The 18074-nt window shown below is 71.1% G+C and carries 13 protein-coding genes; 4 read left to right on the top strand and 9 right to left on the bottom strand.

Annotated features, from left to right (window positions below; genetic code table 11):
- Window position 1 precedes the first annotated feature (1 nt).
- Window positions 2-1318, bottom strand: coding sequence for an ABC transporter substrate-binding protein (locus FHX81_RS02850; protein WP_141975070.1), 1317 nt, complete (start codon window positions 1316-1318; stop codon window positions 2-4).
- A gap of 144 nt (window positions 1319-1462) precedes the next feature.
- Here FHX81_RS02850 and FHX81_RS02845 point away from each other — a divergent pair, with 144 nt between their 5' ends.
- From FHX81_RS02845 to FHX81_RS02835, 3 genes are all read left to right on the top strand, one after another.
- On the top strand, window positions 1463-1645 hold the full coding sequence (locus FHX81_RS02845) for a hypothetical protein (protein WP_141975069.1): 183 nt from the start codon (window positions 1463-1465) through the stop codon (window positions 1643-1645).
- A gap of 223 nt (window positions 1646-1868) precedes the next feature.
- On the top strand, window positions 1869-3080 hold the full coding sequence (locus FHX81_RS02840; protein ID WP_141975068.1) for an SGNH/GDSL hydrolase family protein: 1212 nt from the start codon (window positions 1869-1871) through the stop codon (window positions 3078-3080).
- 151 nt (window positions 3081-3231) lie between these two features.
- Window positions 3232-5208 carry an alpha-glucuronidase gene (locus FHX81_RS02835; RefSeq protein ID WP_141975067.1) on the top strand — a complete coding sequence of 659 codons (1977 nt, stop codon included), beginning with the start codon at window positions 3232-3234 and terminating at the stop codon, window positions 5206-5208.
- Window positions 5209-5259: 51 nt separating this feature from the next.
- Here the strand turns inward: FHX81_RS02835 and FHX81_RS02830 are convergent, their stop codons facing one another.
- The 7 genes from FHX81_RS02830 to FHX81_RS02800 are packed head-to-tail and all read right to left on the bottom strand — an operon-like array spanning window position 5260 to window position 15578.
- Window positions 5260-7299 carry a beta-galactosidase gene (locus FHX81_RS02830; protein ID WP_246107593.1) on the bottom strand — a complete coding sequence of 680 codons (2040 nt, stop codon included), beginning with the start codon at window positions 7297-7299 and terminating at the stop codon, window positions 5260-5262.
- Window positions 7296-7988 (bottom strand): DUF624 domain-containing protein, encoded by a 693-nt coding sequence (locus FHX81_RS02825; protein ID WP_246107592.1) that lies wholly within the window; start codon window positions 7986-7988, stop codon window positions 7296-7298. The genes FHX81_RS02830 and FHX81_RS02825 overlap by 4 nt, the downstream gene beginning before the upstream one ends.
- Window positions 7989-7990: 2 nt before the next feature.
- Window positions 7991-9523: a GH39 family glycosyl hydrolase gene (locus tag FHX81_RS02820; RefSeq protein WP_141975066.1), complete on the bottom strand. Its 1533-nt coding sequence runs from the start codon at window positions 9521-9523 to the stop codon at window positions 7991-7993.
- Between the two features lie 60 nt (window positions 9524-9583).
- Window positions 9584-11215 (bottom strand): ABC transporter substrate-binding protein, encoded by a 1632-nt coding sequence (locus FHX81_RS02815; RefSeq protein ID WP_141975065.1) that lies wholly within the window; start codon window positions 11213-11215, stop codon window positions 9584-9586.
- A 51-nt stretch (window positions 11216-11266) separates the two neighbouring features.
- Window positions 11267-12202 carry a carbohydrate ABC transporter permease gene (locus tag FHX81_RS02810; protein WP_246107591.1) on the bottom strand — a complete coding sequence of 312 codons (936 nt, stop codon included), beginning with the start codon at window positions 12200-12202 and terminating at the stop codon, window positions 11267-11269.
- Window positions 12199-13188 carry an ABC transporter permease gene (locus FHX81_RS02805; RefSeq protein WP_141975064.1) on the bottom strand — a complete coding sequence of 330 codons (990 nt, stop codon included), beginning with the start codon at window positions 13186-13188 and terminating at the stop codon, window positions 12199-12201. Before FHX81_RS02805 ends, FHX81_RS02810 begins: the two co-directional genes overlap by 4 nt.
- Window positions 13185-15578 carry a beta-xylosidase/alpha-l-arabinosidase gene (locus tag FHX81_RS02800; RefSeq protein WP_141975063.1) on the bottom strand — a complete coding sequence of 798 codons (2394 nt, stop codon included), beginning with the start codon at window positions 15576-15578 and terminating at the stop codon, window positions 13185-13187. The genes FHX81_RS02805 and FHX81_RS02800 overlap by 4 nt, the downstream gene beginning before the upstream one ends.
- Before the next feature lie 303 nt (window positions 15579-15881).
- Here FHX81_RS02800 and FHX81_RS02795 point away from each other — a divergent pair, with 303 nt between their 5' ends.
- On the top strand, window positions 15882-16958 hold the full coding sequence (locus tag FHX81_RS02795) for a LacI family DNA-binding transcriptional regulator (protein ID WP_141975062.1): 1077 nt from the start codon (window positions 15882-15884) through the stop codon (window positions 16956-16958).
- Between the two features lie 120 nt (window positions 16959-17078).
- Here FHX81_RS02795 and FHX81_RS02790 read toward each other — a convergent pair whose 3' ends face one another.
- Window positions 17079-18038 (bottom strand): glutathione S-transferase family protein, encoded by a 960-nt coding sequence (locus FHX81_RS02790; protein ID WP_246108219.1) that lies wholly within the window; start codon window positions 18036-18038, stop codon window positions 17079-17081.
- Between the last annotated feature and the right edge of the window lie 36 nt (window positions 18039-18074).

Genomic DNA, 18074 nt, shown 5'->3' with positions numbered 1-18074 from the left:
ACTACCTCCCGCCCACCCGCTTGAGCGCCCGTTCCGCCTCCCGCTGCGCCTGGGCCATGGCCTCCTCCGGGCTCTGCTGCCCGACCAGCACCCGGTTCACCGCGCCCTCCCAGGCGCGCACCAGCTCGCTCGCGGCCGGGCTCGGTGGCAGGGCGAAGGCCTCGTCCTGCAGGGACAGCACCACCGGCACGCCCCGCTCCAGGATCGGGTTGCCCTTCGGGTCGAACACCTCGCGGAAGATCCGCTCGTCGGCGACCCGGTCGGCGGTGAACGTGCCGCCGTACGGCCGCCCGGCCTCGGCCAGCGCGTCCCGCCGCGCCTTCGCGGCGGTCACCCAGGTCTCCGTGTCGGTCATCGTGACCAGGAAGCGGCAGGCCTGCTCCGGGTGCCTGGCACCCTTGGGGATCGCCCAGGCCTGCCCGCCGGACTCGGTCAGCACCCGTCCGTCCCGGTCGGTGAACGGCGTGATCGTCACGTCGGCGTCGGGCGAGTTGGTCGCCAGCGTGTTGACGTACCAGGAGTCCATCGGCATCGCCGCCAGTTGGCCGGTCGCGTACTGGTTGTTCGCGCCGAACTGGTCGAACGTGTCGCGGAACGCCTTGAACGACGCCCAGCCACCCTGCCGCGCCACCAGGTCGGTCGTGTGGCGGACCGCCTCGACCACGCGCGGGTCGTCCAGCCGCGCGTCGGGCCCGATCAGCTCCGCGCCGTTCGCCTTGGCCCACAGCGGCAGGAACTCGGGGACCTTCGGGTCGAACCCGATGCGCTCCACCCGACCGCCGTCGACCCGGGCCAGCCGGTCGGCGAGTGCGCCCATCGCGGCCCAGTCGGCCGTGGTGAGCGCCGCCGGGTCCAGGCCCGCGGCCCGCACCACCGGGTTGTTGACGATCATCAGCCGGACGCTGGAGAACTCCGGCAGCCCGTACACCTCGTCCTCGTAGGTGACCTGGCGCAGGGCCGCCTCCCGGAACCGGCCGAGGTCGACGCCGTGCGCGCGCAGGCAGCCGTCCAGGCTCTGCACCGCGCCGCGCGCCGCGTAGCCGCCCAGCTTGCGCCGTTCCGCGTACACCAGGTCGGGCGGGTCGCCCGCGGCCACCGCGGACAGGAACTGCTGCTCGTCGAACGCGCCCTCGCTGATCCGCAGGTCGACGTCCGGGTTGCCCTCGCGGAACACGGCCACGCGTGCCGTGGCGTGCTCGTCGGGGAGCCCGAAGCCCATGGTGACCAGCGCGTCGGCGGAGCGCGAACCCAGCCCGCCGCACCCGGCGAGCACCAGCGCGGCCGTGACCAGCACCGACGTGCCCGAGAGCCCCCGCATGCCGCCTCCCCGCGCCCGACGACGTCACCGGGACGGTTCCCACCCCGGCGTCGCCTCACACCAGGGTCGCCCGGTTGGCGCAAGGCGGCCCCGCTCCGCGCTCGGCACGAGGCCGGTCAGGGGGCGTCGAGGTGCCGGCTGGTCGTGCTCCCGGTCGAGGTCGAACTCGCCGCCGCTGTGACCGAGTGCCTTCTTCCACGTCTGGAGCGGCTGGATGCTGAACAGGTAGCCGCGGTCGTCCACGCCTTCGGGATCAGCAGCCAGGGGTGCGCGCCGCTCGTGGAGTGGGTGGTGGCCTCCACCTTCCCGCTGCGGTGCTTGACGTAGCGGGTGACCGAGGTGGGCCAGGCGGGCGGCGGTGGGCAGCTTTCCCGCCTGTCGACCGGAGATCGCCGGACTGCGGCGTGGCAGCGGAGGTGACAGGACCACACGATCGTGCGGCACGGGTCGGTGGGCAGCACTTCACGGGCGTCGGCGCGGTGCCGGCGCGGGCAGGTAGCGTCCCACCGAATCCGTGTTCGCCCGCAAGAGTTGCGGAGGTCCCCCGATCATGAGTTCCAGCGCATCACCCGTCGGCCGTTGGGTCCACACGTGGGTGTCCGCACCGCAGGTGACCGAGCCGGACAACCTGCCGCCCGCGCCGTTCACCCGCGAGGGCCTGGTGCTCGCCGACGCCACGCTGCGGCAGACCGCGCGCGTCACGGTCGGTGGCGACCGGCTGCGGCTGCGCTTCTCCAACGCGTTCGGCGGCGCGGTCCTGCCCATCACGGCGGTGACCGTGGCGCGGCCGGTCGACGGCCGGGCCGGGGTGGCGGCGATCGAGCCGGGGTCGGCCCGCCCGGTCACGTTCCACGGCCGCGCCGGCGTCGTCGTTCCGGTCGGGGCGCAGGTGGTGTCGGACCCGCTGGACTTCCCGGTCGGGGCCGAGGCGAACCTGACCGTGACGGTGCACCTGGCCGACGGGCAGGCGTCCGACCTGGTCACCTCGCACCCCGGCTCGCGCACGACGTCCCACGTCGCGGCGGGCGACCGGGTGGCGGCCGACGACCTGCCGGGCGCGACGACCACCGACCACTGGTACTTCCTCAGCGGCATCGAGGTGTGGTCGGAACGGGGCGGTGCCGCCGTGGTCACCTTGGGCGATTCCCTCACCGATGGGCGGGGTTCCACCACGAACGGCAACGACCGGTGGCCGGACCGGCTGTCGGCCCGGCTGCGGGCGCACCCCACCACCTCGGGCGTCGCCGTGCTCAACCAGGGCACCGGCGGCAACCGGGTGCTCGCCGACGGGATCGGCCCCAGCGCCCTGGCCCGCCTCGACCGCGACGTGCTGGCGCAGACCGGCGTGGCCTGGCTGGCGGTGTTCGAGGGCATCAACGACATCGCCACCGCGCACGCCACCGCCGTCACGCAGAAGCAGGTGGCGGACGACCTCTGCGCGGCCTACGAGCAGATCGTGGTCCGCGCCCACGCGCACGGCATCAAGGTGTACGGGGCCACGTTGGCACCGCTGGGCGGCAACGAGGCGTACGACGACCCGGACGGCCACCGTGAAGCGGCACGTCAGGCGGTCAACGAGTGGATCCGCGCGGGCGGGGTGTTCGACGCCGTGCTCGACTTCGACGCGGCGGTCCGCGACCCGGACGACCCGCGCCGCCTGCGTGCCGCCTACGACGAGGGCGACCACCTCCACCTGACACCGGCCGGCTACCAGGCGCTCGCCGACGCGGTTCCACTGCACTTGTTCGAAGAGTCCATTTGACACGTCTGTCACGGACCTGTTGGCACGCAAATGTTTCGTAGCGGTTCAGCAGTGTGAACGTCGACAGTGGACGACTGTTTTCCTTGCCCGGACAGGGAGAGCGACATAGGTTTGACGATGTCACCGATCCCGCACCGGGAGGAACCTGTCCATGATCGGCGTGCACCCCGCCTGGCTCCCCGCCTCCGCGTTCCGGGCGATCGGCTCGCGGCGGACCCGCGTCCTCGGGGAGGGGCCGGTCGTCGCCACGGTGCGCGGCGAGATCGGAGCGGCGGCGGCCGAGCACGGCGGTGCGCTGGTCGACGACGGTCCGGTGGACCTGGAGCTGGTCTGCGCGCCCGACGCCGGGGAGACCGACCCCGAGGCGTTCGTGGTGGGGCGCGCGGGCACGACCACGGTGGTCCGCGCGGTCGACGGCCCGGGGTTGCTCTACGGCTTCCACCACGTGGTGCGGCTGGGCGAGTCGGCGTTCGCGGGTGAGGCACCGCCGAAGCGGCACGCGCCGCGCCAGCCGGTGCGGATGCTGGACCACTGGGACAACGTCGACGTGCACCCGGTGATGGGGCAGGTCGAACGCGGGTACGCGGGCGGCTCGATCTTCTACGCCGACGGCGCGGTCCGGGCCGACCTGTCCCGGACCCGCGCCTACGCGCGGCTGCTCGGCTCGATCGGCGTCAACCGGGTGGGGTTGAACAACGTCAACGTGCACCGCACCGAGGCCAGGCTGCTGACCGACCTGCTGCCCGAAGTGGTGCGACTGGCCGAGGTGTTCCGACCGCACGGGATCAGGGTGCACCTGTCGGTGAGCTTCGCCGCGCCGATCACGCTGGGCGGCCTGCCCACCGCGGACCCGCTCGACCCGGCCGTGCGGGACTGGTGGGCGCGCACGACGGCGCGGGTGTACGCGGCGGTCCCGGACTTCGGCGGGTACGTCGTCAAGGCCGACTCGGAGGGCCAGCCCGGACCGTTCGCCTACGGCCGTGACCACGCGGACGGCGCGAACGTGCTGGCCCGCGCGCTCGCCCCGTTCGGCGGGACGGTGTTCTGGCGCGCGTTCGTCTACGACCACCACCAGGACTGGCGTGACCGCTCGACGGACCGGGCGCGGGCGGCGTACGACCACTTCGCCCCGCTGGACGGCGCGTTCGACCCGAACGTGGTGCTGCAGGTGAAGGCCGGTCCGGTGGACTTCCAGGTCCGCGAGCCGTTGTCGCCGGTGATCGCGGCGATGCCGCGGACCCGGCTCGCGGTCGAGTTGCAGGTGACGCAGGAGTACACCGGGCAGCAGAAGCACGTGTGCCACCTCGTGCCGCAGTGGCGGGAGATGCTCGGCTTCCGGCCGTGGGGCGACGATCGGCCGACGGTCGCCGACATCGCCGCGGGGCGGGCCGCCGCGCCCGGGGGTGGTGTGGTGGCCGTGTCGAACGTCGGCGACGACCCGTTCTGGACCGGGCACCCGCTGGCGCAGGCCAACCTGTTCGGGTTCGGCCGGCTCGCGTGGGACGACCGGGTCGCGTCGGAGGCCGTGCTGGACGAGTGGATCGGCCTCACCTTCGGCGAGACCACCGCGGTGCGGGAGGCGTTGCACGAGGTCATGGGCGGCTCGTGGCTGACGTACGAGCGGTACACCGCGCCGTTGGGGGTCGGGTTCATGGTGAACCCCGGTGACCACTACGGTCCGAGCGTCGACGGCTACGAGTACTCGCGGTGGGGCACCTACCACTTCGCCGACCGCGACGGGGTGGGCGTCGACCGGACGCGGGCCACGGGCACGGGTTTCGCCGGCCAGTTCCCGCAGCCGTGGCGGGAGGTGTACGAGTCGGTGGAGACGTGCCCGGACGAACTGCTGCTGTTCTTCCACCACGTGCCGTACGGGCATGTCCTGCACTCCGGGACGACGGTGATCCAGCACATCTACGACACCCACTTCGCGGGCCGGGACGAGGTGGCGCGGATGGCGGACACGTGGGCGAAGGTCGAGGGGCACGTGCCGTCCGAGGTGTACGAGCGGGTGGCCGCGTTGTTGGCGGAGCAGCTGCGGTGCGCGACGGAGTGGCGGGACCAGGTGAACACCTACTTCTGGCGCAAGTCGGGCGTGCCGGACGCCCGCGCCCGCACCATCCACTAGCGTGTGTCGAACGCTCAGACCGCGTGTGTCCTACGTTCAGGACCCCTGAGTTCAACGTTCAGGATCGCAGCGGACGACCAGGACGGCGGTCGGGGGCAGCTCCAAGGGCTCGCCCGAACTCAGCGGCCGGTCGGTCAGGAGGTCCGTGCCGGGCACGGGGATCGGGACCGTGCGGGCGGGGCCGTGGTTCAGGATGAACAGGTAGCGGGTGCCGTCTGCGGTGATGCGGTCGGTCACCTCGACGTCCGGGCTGTCCGCGAGCGGTCCGAGCAGGTCGTGGTGGGCCAGGGCCGAGCGCACGACGGCGTCCACGCCCGAGTCGTCCAGCAGCGTCGCGACGTACCAGGCGTGCCCACGACCCCGCGCGGACCGCGTCACGGCGGGCGTGCCGGCGTAGAAGTCGGCACCGTAGGTGCCCAGCACCTCGGCGTCGTCCGGCACGACGACCTCGAACACGTGCCGGGCGTCGTGCTCCGCGCCGAACAGCGTCACGGGGTTCACCACGTCGGGCTGCTGCGCGTCGGTCTCCTCGACCCGCAGGCCGAGCAGCGCCCCGAACGGCCCCGGCACATCGGTCAGGAACGCGTTGTCGTCCTCGTCCACGCGGCCGGACAGGGCGGTGGTGACGAACGTGCCGCCACGCTCCACCAGCGCGGTCACCCGGTCGGCCAGGTCGCCTTTCACCATGTGCAGCAGCGGCGCGACGACGACCTCGTAGCCGGACAGGTCGGCGGTCACGGGCACCACGTCGAGCGGCACGTTGGCCTGCCACAGCGCGCGGTGGTAGGTGGTGAGGACGTCCAGGTAGCGCACGTTGCGGTTGGGTCCGTCGGACATCTCGACGGCCCACCAGCTGTCCCAGTCGACCAGCAGCGCGGCACGCGCGGGGGTGCGGCCGCCCAGCACCGCGTCACCGACGCGGGCGAACTCGGCGCCCACCTCGGCGACCTCCCGGAACACGCGGGTGTCCGTGCGGCCCGCGTGGTCGAGCACGGCGCCGTGGTACTTCTCGCACGCGCCGCGGGACTGCCGGAGCTGGAAGTACAGCACCGCGTCCGCGCCGTGCGCGACCGACTGCCACGACCACAGCCGCAGCACGCCGGGGCGCTTGACCGGGTTCACGTCACGCGACGCGGTGACCGAGGGGGTCTGCTCCATCACCCAGAACGGGTCGCCGTCGCGCAGGCCGCGCATCAGCCCGTGCGTCAACGCCATGCGCGCGGCCGTGCGGGTGGACGAGCGGTCCGCCGGCGGGTAGTTGTCCCACGACGCGAAGTCCAGGTGCGGCGCCCAGCGGTGGTAGTCGATCGGCTGGTAGAGGCCCATCATGTTCGTCGTCACGGGCGTGTCCGGCGCGTGCTCGCGGATGGCCGCCTTCTCCGCCAGGAACCCTTCGAGCAGCTGGTCGGACATGAACCGCTTGTAGTCCAGCGTGATGCCCTGGAACGCGGTGTGGTCGGGCCCGCGCCAGTGCTCGGACAACGCGTTCGGCGGCTCGATCTGCGACCACTTGGTGAACGTGTGGGACCAGAACGTGGTGTTCCACGCGTCGTTGAGCCGGTCGAGCGAGCCGTAGCGCCCGCGCAGCCACTTGCGGAACGCGTCGCCGCACTCCGGGCACCAGCACGCGCCGCCGTACTCGTTGCCGATGTGCCAGGCCACGACCGCCGGGTTGGTCCCGTACCGCCGTGCCAGCCGCCCTGCCAGCGCCACGGCCGCACGGCGGAAGTCGCGCGAGGAGGGGCAGGCGTTGTGCCGCTGCCCGTAGACGTGCCGCCGCCCCTCGAAGTCGACCCGGCAGGCGTCCGGGTACTTGCGTGCCAGCCACGGCGGCATCGCGCCGCTCGGGGTCGCCAGCACGACCCGCATGCCCTCGGCCGTCGCCCGTTCCACGATCGCGTCCAGCGTCGAGAAGTCGTAGCGGAACTCGGCGGGTTCCAGGTGCGCCCAGGCGAACACACCCACCGTGACCGTGTTGATGCCGGCGAGCTTGAACGCGGCGTAGTCGTCGTCCCAGACCTCCCGGGGCCATTGCTCCGGGTTGTAGTCGCCGCCGTAACCGATGCTCGGGGGCATGATCTGCGAGGTCACGCGGTGAACCTTTCCGTGGCGTCACGCAGTACCGGTTCGGCGTTGCGCAGCAGGAGGAGGGTGAACGGTGCGGCCAGCAGCGCGAGCACCCAGTCCGAGGTGAGCACGACGAGCCCTCCGGCCGCGACGAGCAACGACAACGCGCCGAGCGCGCTCGCGGGCCGTGCGGCCAGGTAGTAGGACGCGAGGCGTGCCGTGTCACGGGTGCGCAGGGAGAGCGTGGACGACAGCACCAGCGCCTGCGTCGACCAGACCAGGACGGCCACGGCGACGACGACCAGCACGAGGCCGTACCCGGCGGGCACGGCGGCGAGCTCCAGGTTGGCCAGGCTGAAACCGATCACGGTGAGCACCGCCAGGGCGGGCAGCCACCAGCGCAGCACGTCGAGCCAGTTGAGCCGGTAGCCGCGGCGGAAGTGCCGGGCGGGGGAGAGGTCCCGGTCGGCCAGGAACACCCGCCAGGCGTAGACGGCGGCCGACAGCGCCGGGCCGACGGGGGCGAAGCACAGCCCGACCAGCGGCGCGTTGCCCGCGCCGCGATCCAGGAACAGCAGCGCGAGGAACCCGGGGGCCGTCGTCAGCACGATCATGGCCTCGATGACGACGAACCAGTACACGACCGAGGCGATGCGCGACAGGATGCCAGTCCCGATCTCGGCGGCGGGATCACCCCGTCGTGGCGCGGACACCGTCACCGCCTCTCGTGCGGCGCCACGAGCCGGTCGTCGGACGCGCCGAGCAGCCGCCGGTCGTCCAGACCCTCGTGCTCTTCGGCGTGCACCGGGACCACTTCGACGAACGTGACCTCGTGCCGGGCCAGCGCGAGGTCCAGCGCGACCCGCCCGGCCACGACCTCGGCCGACCGGTGCTCCACGGCGGGACGGGCGCAGTCGCGCAGCACGTCGAGCGTGCGCGGGCCGGGTGAGCGGGGACGGCCCAGTTCGCGCCACGCGCCGAACGCGTTGCCGTCGTGCTCGTTGACCCGTTCCCGGCGGACGAACGCGCGCGGACCCGTCATCGGCACCGACAGCCGCACGTCGTGCCGCTCGGGCGCGTCCGGTCCGTCCGTCCCGCCGACGGGCTGCCAGGCCAGTGCGGTGACCCGGCCGTCGTCGGTCGCGCACACCAGGTGGTCCGCGCCGCGGGCGAGGACGTGCGTGCCCATCCGGGCCATGAACGCGTACAGGTGGTAGGTCGGCTTGGGCACCTGCCGGTGCGTGAGCAGGCCGAAACCGCCGTGGAACAGCGAGGTCGGCACGTTCTCCTCCTCGAAGACGTCGCAGAACGTCCAGTAGGAGTAGGAGTCCACCAGGTCCGTGCCGCCGGTGAGCACGGGGGCCAGGTAGGCGGCGTGGTAGGCGGTGTCGTGGATCGGGTTGTCCGGCCGGTAGGAGCTGTTGAACTCGGTGATGTGCACGGGCAGCCCGGCCAGCGCGGTGCCCGCCAGGTGCTTGCGGGGCGCGTCGAACTGGTCCAGCAGGTGGCGCGGTGCGGTCAGCGTCTGGTACGTGCCGAACGGCACGTGCTGCGCGGGGCCGGACGTGTAGGCGTGCCTGCTGACGAAGTCGACCGGAACGTCACGGCGGGTGACGAACTCGGCGAACGGCTCCCACCACTCGTCCGAGCCGGGTGAGATCGCCGGGCCGCCCACCTGGAGTCCGGCGTCGACGTCCTTGATGGTCCGCGCGGTGATCTCGTACAGGCGGAAGTAGGCCTCCTGGTCGGCGTCCTTCCAGAAGTTGACCAGGTTCGGCTCGTTCCACACCTCGATCGGCCAGGTGCGCACCTCGTCCGCGCCGTAGCGGTCGACCAGGTGGCGGACGACGGCGCGCACCAGCGCGGCCCACTCGTCCCAGTCGTTCGGCGGGGTGATGTTGCCCTTCCACCAGAACACGGTGTCGTCGCCGGAGGCGAGCGCGGTGGGCATGAACCCCAGCTCGACGAACGGCCGGACACCCAGCTCCAGGAACCGGTCGAAGACCTGGTCGACGTAGGTGAACGAGTACCGGGTCACCCCGTCGTTCGAGCGGCGGTGCACGCCCATGTCGTCGGACAGCAGGCCGTGGCCGCGGATGTGGCGGAAGCCGATGTCGCGCTGCACGAGGGCCAGGGACTCCTGGTAGTCGGCGCGCAGCGCGACGTTGAGCCGGCCGGTGCCCACGCAGTGGCGCCACGACTCGGACAGGCGGCCGATCGGCTCGCCGGGGACGGTGACGCGGTTCAAGTGCCCTCCAAGACGATCGGGTCCGGCCGCGGCGTGGACACCGCGGCCGGACCCGCCCGATCAGCCGTTCTTCTCCTTGTAGCGCTTGTGCGCGCCGTTGACGATCTCGACGAGGTCGTTCGAGCCCTTCGCCTCCAGCTCCTTGACGTAGGCGTCCCACGTGGACAGGTCGCGCTGGCCGAGGATGAACTGCAGCGTCGACTGCGTGACGAAGTCCTTGAGCGGGCTCTCCAGCAGTGCGGCGCGCTCGCGCTCGTCCTCGTTCAGCGGCGCGGGCGGCGGCAGCGGCTGGACCTTCTTGTCGGCCATCGTCTTCTGGAAGGCCACTTCTTCCTCGGTGAACATCGACTGCAGCAGCTCGTTGGCGCCGCCGTAGTAGAAGACACCGCCCTGGAAGCCGAAGTCGCGCTGGAGGTTCTTCGGCGCGCCGACGTTCATGCCGCCGAACGCGATCTCGGGCTTGAGCGTCCGCTTGCCCGACGCGTCCTTGTCGTAGGTCGTGCCCAGCACGCCCCACTTGGTGAACTCCTGGGCCTCGTCGGAGTACCAGAGCCAGTCGATGAACTGCATCGTCGCGACGAACTTGTCGCTCTCGGCCGCCTTGGCCGACACCATCAGGCCGCTCTCCAGGCGCGTGCCGCGGATGACGTCACCCTTGGGCCCGGCGGGCAGCGGGATCTTCGCCACGGTCGCGCCGGGGATCTTGGAGACGTTCGGCCGGTAGTCGTTGACGATGTTCTGCGCGTTGCTGCTGATCGCGAACGACTTGCCGCTGGCGAACTTCTGGATCGCCGCGTCGTCCTTCTGCGTGAAGCTCTCGGGGTCCATCAGGCCCTCGGAGACGAGCTTGTGGAAGAACTCGACCAGCTGCTTGTACTCCTGGGTCGCGCCGGTGAGCTCGTACTTCTGCGCCGACTCGTTCCAGATCGTGTTCTTGACGTAACCCCACCCGGCCTGCGTGCCGAAGGTCTGCCCGGCGTAGTTGAGGATCGACTTGCCCTCGAAGCGGTCCGACAGCGGGTAGCTGTCCGGGTTCGCCGCCTTGATCGCCTTGAGGACGGTGTAGACCTCGTCCCAGTTCTTCGGGGTCTGCAGGTTCAGCCGCGTCAGCTCGTCGGTGCGGAACGCGAGCGTGTAGTCCTGCCAGAGCTTCTCGTGCATGCCGGGCAGCACGTAGAACTTGCCGTCCTCCTGGCGCAGCGTGTTCAGCTCCGGCTGGAGCTTCCACCTCTCGACCTTGTCCTTAAAGTGCGGCATCAGGTCGATGTAGTCGCTCACCGGGAGGATCGCGCCGGAGGAGACGAACTGCTCCTCCTGGCCCGGGTAGGTCTTGGAGATGATCGTCGGCGCGTCACCCGAGCTGATCAGCAGGCCGCGCTTCTGGTCGTAGTCGCTGTAGGGCACGACCGTCGGTTTGATCGTGACGTTGGTCCGCTGCGTGATCTCCTTCCACAGCAGCCAGTCGTCCTTGATCGGGTAGTGTGACTGGTCGAGGTAGAGCAGGCTGACGTCGACCGGCTCGGTGGCCTTGAACTGCGCGCCCGCCTTGTAGTCGGCCATCGACGCGGTCTTCTTGCCGTCGAGGTCGACCCCGCCTCCGGCGTCCGCGCCTTCCTCGCTGCACGCGGCCAGGCTGACCACGAGGCTGCCGGCGACGGCAGTCAGAAGCGTTCGCTTCCATTTGGTTCGCATCGTGCTGTCTCCTCAGGTGATTGACGCCGTCGTCAACTCGGAGCGGACGCGCTACTGCTTGACCGCGCCGAGCATCACGCCCGACACGAAGTAGCGCTGGATGAAGGGATAAACGGCGATGATGGGCAGGACGGTCAGCACCATCGTCACGGCCTTGATGTTGGCGGAGATGGCCACGGCGTTGGTCTCGACGGCGCCGACCGACGTCGCCGAGGTGGCGCCGGCGATCATGTTCCGCAGGTACACGGTGACCGGGAACAGGTCGGCCCGGTCGAGGTAGAGGAACGCCTGGAACCAGGAGTTCCAGTTCGCCACCGCGTAGAACAGGACCATGGTGGCGAGCACCGCCTTGGACAGCGGCAGCACGATGCGCAGCAGGATGCCGTAGGTGTTCAGGCCGTCGATCGCGGCGGCCTCCTCCAGCTCCGTCGGCAGGCTCTCGAAGAACGCCTTCATCACGAGCAGGTTGAACACGCTGATCGCGTTCGGCAGCACGATCGCCCAGATCGTGTTGGTCATCCCGAGGCCGTTCACCAGCACGTAGTTCGGGATCAGGCCGCCGTTGAAGAACATGGTGAACACCGCGATGCCGACGAGCAGGCCGCGGCCCTTGAGCCGGTGCTTGGACAGCACGTACGCGTAGATCGTGGTGAGCACGATCGAGATCGCGGTGGCCGTCACGGTGTAGATGACGGTGTTGAGGTAGCTGTTCCAGAACGCGGGGTCGGAGGCGACCAGCTTGTAGGTGTCGAGGTTGAACCCGCGCGGCACCAGGTTGACCTGGCCGGTGCGGATGTAGACCTCGCTGCTGAACGACTGCGCCACGATGTTGACGAACGGGTACAGCGTCACCGCGACCACGCCGAGCAGCACGATCGTGTTGACCACGCGGAAGGCCCGGTAGCCGGGGGAGTCGTCCAGCGACGTGCGGCGCCCGCCCGCGGGCTTGTCCAGCCGCTCCATGACGCGCGAAGGGTCGGTGGTCACCACAGGCTCGTCCCCACTGTTCGGCGCGAGATCGCGTTGGCGGACAGGATCAGCGTCAGGCCGATGACCGACTCGAACAGGCCGATCGCGGCGGCGTAGCTGAAGTTGTTGGACACCAGGCCGACCCGGTAGAGGTAGGTCGAGATGACGTCCGCGGTGGGGTAGGTCAGCGGGTTGTACAGCAGCAGGACCTTCTCGAACCCGACCGCCATGAACGTGCCGATGTTGAGGATCAGCAGCGTGATCATCGTGGGCCGGATGCCGGGCAGCGTCACGTGCCAGGTCTGCTGCCAGCGGTTCGCGCCGTCGATCCGGGCCGCTTCGTAGAGCTGGGAGTCGATCGTGGTCAGCGCGGCCAGGTAGAGGATCGTGCCCCAGCCGACGGTCTGCCAGACCTCGGAGGAGACGTAGATCGTGCGGAACCAGCTCGGGTCCTGGATGAACGAGACCGCCTCGCCGCCGAGGGCGCGCACGACCTGGTTGACCGTGCCCTCCAGCGACACGAGCTGCATCACCATGCCGGCCACGATCACGATCGACAGGAAGTGCGGCAGGTAGGACACCGTCTGCACGAACCGCTTGAAGTAGCGCGAGCGGACCTCGTTGAGCAGCAACGCGAGCACGATCGGCAACGGGAAGGTGAACACCAGCGACAGCGCGCCGAGCGCCATCGTGTTGCCGAAGACCTCCCAGAAGTTCGGGTCGTTGATGAACATCTTGACGTAGCGCAGGCCGACCCACGTCTCGCCGTAGATGCTGCCGCCCGGCACGAACTTGCGGAACGCGATGACGTTGCCGAGCATCGGCGCGTACCGGAAGACGAGGAAGAACAGCAGCGGGACGATGACCAGCGTGTAGAGCTGCCAGTCGCGCTTGAACGCCTTGCGCCACGTGGTCCTGTACCGCGGTGACCTGGCCGTTCCCGGTGGTCTCCCGGGCTTGTCCGGTGCGGTGTCGGCCGCCGGTTCGCTGATCTGGGTGGTCATGCTCGCTCCACCTCCTCGTGGATGACCGACACGGCGGTGAGCCAACGCCGCGTGTGGTCGACTTCGCGCAGCGGGCCGACGAGGTCGAGGTCCACCGCTTCGTGCACGTCGGCGCTCGACCGGGACACGCGCAGCTGCACCGCGCCCGGCTCGACCACGCGCCGCCCGCCGAGGCCGGTGAACGACGTGGCGTCGGACGGCACCCGGAACGTGACGCGCGCCGACGCGCCGCCGGCCAGCTCCACCCGCGCGTAGCCGATGAGCCGCACGACCGGGCGGGTGACCTGCGCGACGGGGTCGTGCAGGTAGAGCTGCACCACGTCCGCGCCGGCGCGCGTACCGGGGTTGCGGACGTCCAGTTCCAGCTCCACGTCGCCGTCGGTGGCCCACGGCCGGTCGCCCGGGGTCACGCGCACGGGCGACCACGTGAACGTGTCGTAGCCCAGGCCGTGGCCGAACGGGAAGGCGTGCGTCGGGTCCACGTTGGACACTTCGGTGCGCCGACCCAGCGGTGCGGACAGGTAGGTGCCCGGCTGGCCGGAGGGGTCGCCCGGGATGCCGAGCGGCAGCCGGCCCGACGGCGACACCGCGCCGGTCAGCACGTCGGCGATGGCCCGGCCGCCGAGCTGGCCGGGGAAGAAGGCCTGCACGACCGCCGCCGAGCCGTCGGCCAGGTCGCCGATCGCGTACGGGCGGCCGGTGACGAGCAGCAGCACGACGGGCGTGCCGGTGGCCTGGACCGCGCGGACCAGGTCGGCCTGCGCGCCGGGCAGGTTCAGGTCGGTCGCGTCGCACCCCTCGCCCGACGTGCCCCGCCCGAACAGCCCCGCCAGGTCGCCCACGGCGACCACGCACACGTCAGCGTCCCGTGCGGCGGCCACGGCGGCCGCGATGTCGTCGGCGTCGGGTTCGGCGGCGACCTCGCAGCCCTTGGCGTGGGCGATGTCGCCGCCCACGGCGTCGCGCAGCGAGGACAGCACGGTCGGGATGTCCAGGCCGAGCCCGCTGTCCGGGTGGTGCACGCCGATGTGCGCGGGGAACGAGTAGCAGCCGAGCATCGCCATCGGGTCGTCCGCGAGCGGCCCGACCACGGCCAGCCGCACGTCCGGCCGCAGCGGCAGGACGCCGTCGTTGGCGAGCAGGACCAGGGACTCGCGCGCGAGCCGCAGCGTGACGTCCCGGGCTTCGGGCGAGTCCAGCCGCAGCTCGTCGACGCCCGCGGGGAGCGGCGTCCAGTCCGGGTCGAGCAGGCCGAGTTCGACCTTCTGGCGCAGCACCCGGCGCAACGCCCGGTCGACCAGCGCTTCGTCCACGTCGTCGCGCTCGACCGCATCGCGCAGCGGGTTGCCGTAGCAGCGCACGGTCGGCAGCTCCACGTCCACACCGGCGGCCAGGGCCAGTCCGGCGGCGTGCGCCTCGTCCTCGGCGACCCCGTGCAGCGTCTGCAGGAACTTGACCGCGAAGTAGTCGGCGACCACCGTGCCGTCGAAGCCCCACGTGTCGCGCAGGAGCGTGGTGAGCAGGCCGGCGTCGGCGGCGGACGGCACGCCGTCGATCTCGGTGTAGGACTGCATGACCGAGCGCACGCCGCCATCGCGCACGGCCATCTCGAACGGCGGCAGGATCACGTCGGCGAACTCGCGCGGCCCGATGGCCACCGGCGCGAGGTTGCGCCCGGCGCGGGAGGCGGAGTACCCGGCGAAGTGCTTGAGCGTGGCCACGATCCCGGCCTGCTCCAGGCCGCGCACGTAGGCGGTGGCGACCGTGCCGACGAGGTACGGGTCTTCGCCGATGGTCTCTTCGGTGCGGCCCCAGCGGTAGTCGCGGGTGACGTCCAGGACCGGCGCCAACCCCTGGTGCACGCCCGCCGCGCGCATCGAGCGGCCGATCAGGCCGGACATCTCGGCCACCAGCTCGGGGTGGAACGACGCGCCCCAGGCCGGCGGCGAGGGGTAGGCGGTGGCCTGCCACGCGGCGAAGCCGGTGAGGCATTCCTCGTGCACCAGGGCCGGGATGCCGAACCGGTTGGCTTCGGCCACCTCCCGCTGCGACGCGGCCAGGGACCGGGCGCCGGCGACCGGGTCGACCGGCCGGGTGCCGAACGGTCGGGTGAGCTGGCCGAGGCCGGAGGAGATGACGTCCGCCCAGACCACGGGTTCGCTCGTCATGTCGTGCTGGTGCGGGGCCACCCCGGCGCCGGACGGGTCCGCGCCGACCCAGACGCCGACGAGCTGCGCGAGCTTCTCCTCGAGCGTCATCGCGGCGACGAGCGCGTCGGCCCGTTCGGCGGCGGGCAGCGAGACGTCCCGCCACGTCGCGTTCGGCTGGTCGGCGGCAGTCGGGACGGCGTCGCCCACCGGCGTCGTCGCGACCTCCGTCGTCCTGTTCATCATCGACCAGGTACCCCCGCTCACATCCGCGTGAAGACCGAAACTATCGAAGTACTTTCCGACATGCCGATCCGGTGGGGAGACCGTAGGAGGATCTCCGCAAGACGTCAACAGTCCGTGTCCTTCCTGTGTCTTCGCAGTTCACAGGTATGAACAGGCCTGGAAGAGGCGCCCCTTTTGCGTTAATGGAGTAATGCTCCAAGCCGTCATGCTGGTGGTCGAAAGGTCGAACCTTTACGCTCGGCCGTCGAAACTTTAGAACCGGTGTGCGGGGCGCGGACCGTGACGCGGACAGGGGGCAGCATGAGTTCGTCGACCGATCGGGACGCCGCCGGCGCGGTGCCGGAGAAGACGGTGAAGGGCGCGGCGTCGATCTCCTCGATCGCCGCCGAGGCGGGCGTGTCCATCCCGACCGTCTCGAAGGTCCTCAACGGACGACCGGACGTGGCACCGGACACGCGAGCCCGCGTCGAGAGCATCATCGAGCAGCACCGGTACCGCCGACGACGAGCGCGGCAGTCGTCCCGGCCCGCGCTGATCGACCTGGTGTTCCACGAGATGCACTCGGCGTGGTCGACCGAGATCATCCGCGGGGTGGAGCTGGCCGCGGCGAACGAGCGCGCCGCCGTGGTGCTGTCCGAGCTGGGCGGCGAGCACCGACCGCGCCGCGAGTGGTTCGACGACCTGCTGGCCCGCCGTCCGCTCGGCGTGATCCTGGTGCTGGCGGGGCTGGACGCCGAGCAGCGCCGTCAGCTCACCACGCGCAACATCCCGTTCGTGTTCGTGGACACCGCCGGCGAGCCGCCACCCGGCGTGCCGACCGTGGGCTCGGCGAACTGGGCGGGCGGCCTGGCCGCGACCCGGCACCTGCTCGCGCTCGGCCACCGCCGGATCGCGGTGATCTCCGGTCCCACCACCATGCTGTGCAGCCGTGCGCGGGTCGACGGGTACCGCAGCGCGCTGGAGGACGCGGACGTGGTCGTGGACCCGGATTTCGTGCGGTACGGCGACTTCTACGTGCAGGGCGGGTACAACCACGGGATGGCGCTGCTGAGCCGTCCGGACCGGCCGACGGCGATCTTCGCGGGGTCGGACTTCCAGGCGCTCGGCGTCATGCGGGCGGCGCGCGAGCTGGGTCTGTCCATTCCGGACGACCTGTCGATCGTGGGCTACGACGACCTGTCGGTCACCGAGTGGATAGGGCCCCAGCTGACCACGGTGCGGCAGCCGTTGCGCGAGATGGCGACCACGGCGGCGCAGATGGTGTTCAGCCTGGCGCGCGGCGAACGCCCGCCGAACGAGCGCATAGACCTCGCCACGGAGCTGGTCGTCCGCGAGAGCACCTGCCCACCCCGCGAACCGAACGCTCGCGTCCCGTGAGTCGAACGCTCAAGTCCCGTGAGTCGAACGTTCAGGTCCCGTGAGTCGAACGCTCAGGTCCCGTGAGTTCCACGTTCAGGTCGCGGGAGGAGCCGGGGGAGCGGGTTCCCCCGGCCCGCCTCACCGCAACGGCGTGTGCGCCGGGTCCACCCGTTCACCGTCGCGCACCGGACCGGGCGGCGTGCCGTCGCCGAACGGCCGCCCGCCGAGGGCTTCCCGCCCGTGCGGCGTGACCCAGCCGGACAGGTCCGGCCCCGCGGGCACGATCCCGTTCGGGTTGATGTCCTTGTGCACCAGGTAGTAGTGCTGCTTGATCTGCGTGAAGTCGACCGTGTCGCCGAACCCGGGCGTCTGGAACAGGTCACGGGCGTACGCCCACAGCGCCGGCATCTCGGCCAGCTTGTTCCGGTTGCACTTGAAGTGCCCGTGGTAGACCGGGTCGAAGCGCACCAGCGTGGTGAACAGCCGCACGTCGGCCTCGGTGATCGTGTCGCCGACGAGGTACCGCTGCCCGCTCAGTCGTTCCTCCAACCAGTCCAGCGCGGTCCACAGCCGGGCGTACGCGTCGTCGTACGCCTGCTGCGTGCCCGCGAACCCGCACCGGTACACGCCGTTGTTGACCTCGGTGAAGACCCGCTGGTTGACCGCTTCGACCTCGTCGAGGTGCCGCACCGGCAGCAGGTCCGGCGCGCCGTCGCGGTGGTGCTCGCGCCACTCGGTGGACAGGTCCAGCGTGATCTGCGCGAAGTCGTTGGTCACCACCGCGCCGGTCGTCGTGTCGACGATCGCCGGCACCGTGATGCCGCGCGGGTACCCGGGGTCGAGCTTGAAGTAGGCCTCCTGCAACCGCTCGATGCCCAGCACGGGGTCCCGCCCGCCCGGGTCGAGGTCGAACGTCCACGACCGCTCGTCGTGCGTGGGTCCGGGCAGCCCGAGCGAGAGGACGTCCTCCAGCCCGAGCAACCGGCGGACGATGATCGACCGGTTGGCCCAGGGGCACGCCCGCGCCGCCACCAGCCGGTACCGCCCGGCCTCGACCGGGTAGCCGTCCCGCCCGTCCGCCGTGACGCGGGTCGTGATGTACCGCGTGTCGCGGGTGTACTCCTTCCCCTTGAC

This window comes from Saccharothrix saharensis, assembly GCF_006716745.1.
In the GTDB taxonomy this organism is placed as follows: Bacteria; Actinomycetota; Actinomycetes; order Mycobacteriales; family Pseudonocardiaceae; genus Actinosynnema; species Actinosynnema saharense.
This window is presented reverse-complemented; position numbering and strand designations above follow the sequence as displayed.

What these genes read in the sequence shown, in the direction of transcription:
- FHX81_RS02805 (WP_141975064.1), bottom strand. Translation starts at nt 13,188, where the DNA reads ATGACCACCCAGATCAGCGAACCGGCGGCCGACACCGCACCGGACAAG.
- FHX81_RS02795 (WP_141975062.1), top strand. Translation starts at nt 15,882, where the DNA reads ATGAGTTCGTCGACCGATCGGGACGCCGCCGGCGCGGTGCCGGAGAAG.
- FHX81_RS02800 (WP_141975063.1), bottom strand. Translation starts at nt 15,578, where the DNA reads ATGAACAGGACGACGGAGGTCGCGACGACGCCGGTGGGCGACGCCGTC.
- FHX81_RS02815 (WP_141975065.1), bottom strand. Translation starts at nt 11,215, where the DNA reads ATGCGAACCAAATGGAAGCGAACGCTTCTGACTGCCGTCGCCGGCAGC.
- FHX81_RS02840 (WP_141975068.1), top strand. Translation starts at nt 1,869, where the DNA reads ATGAGTTCCAGCGCATCACCCGTCGGCCGTTGGGTCCACACGTGGGTG.
- FHX81_RS02850 (WP_141975070.1), bottom strand. Translation starts at nt 1,318, where the DNA reads ATGCGGGGGCTCTCGGGCACGTCGGTGCTGGTCACGGCCGCGCTGGTG.
- FHX81_RS02835 (WP_141975067.1), top strand. Translation starts at nt 3,232, where the DNA reads ATGATCGGCGTGCACCCCGCCTGGCTCCCCGCCTCCGCGTTCCGGGCG.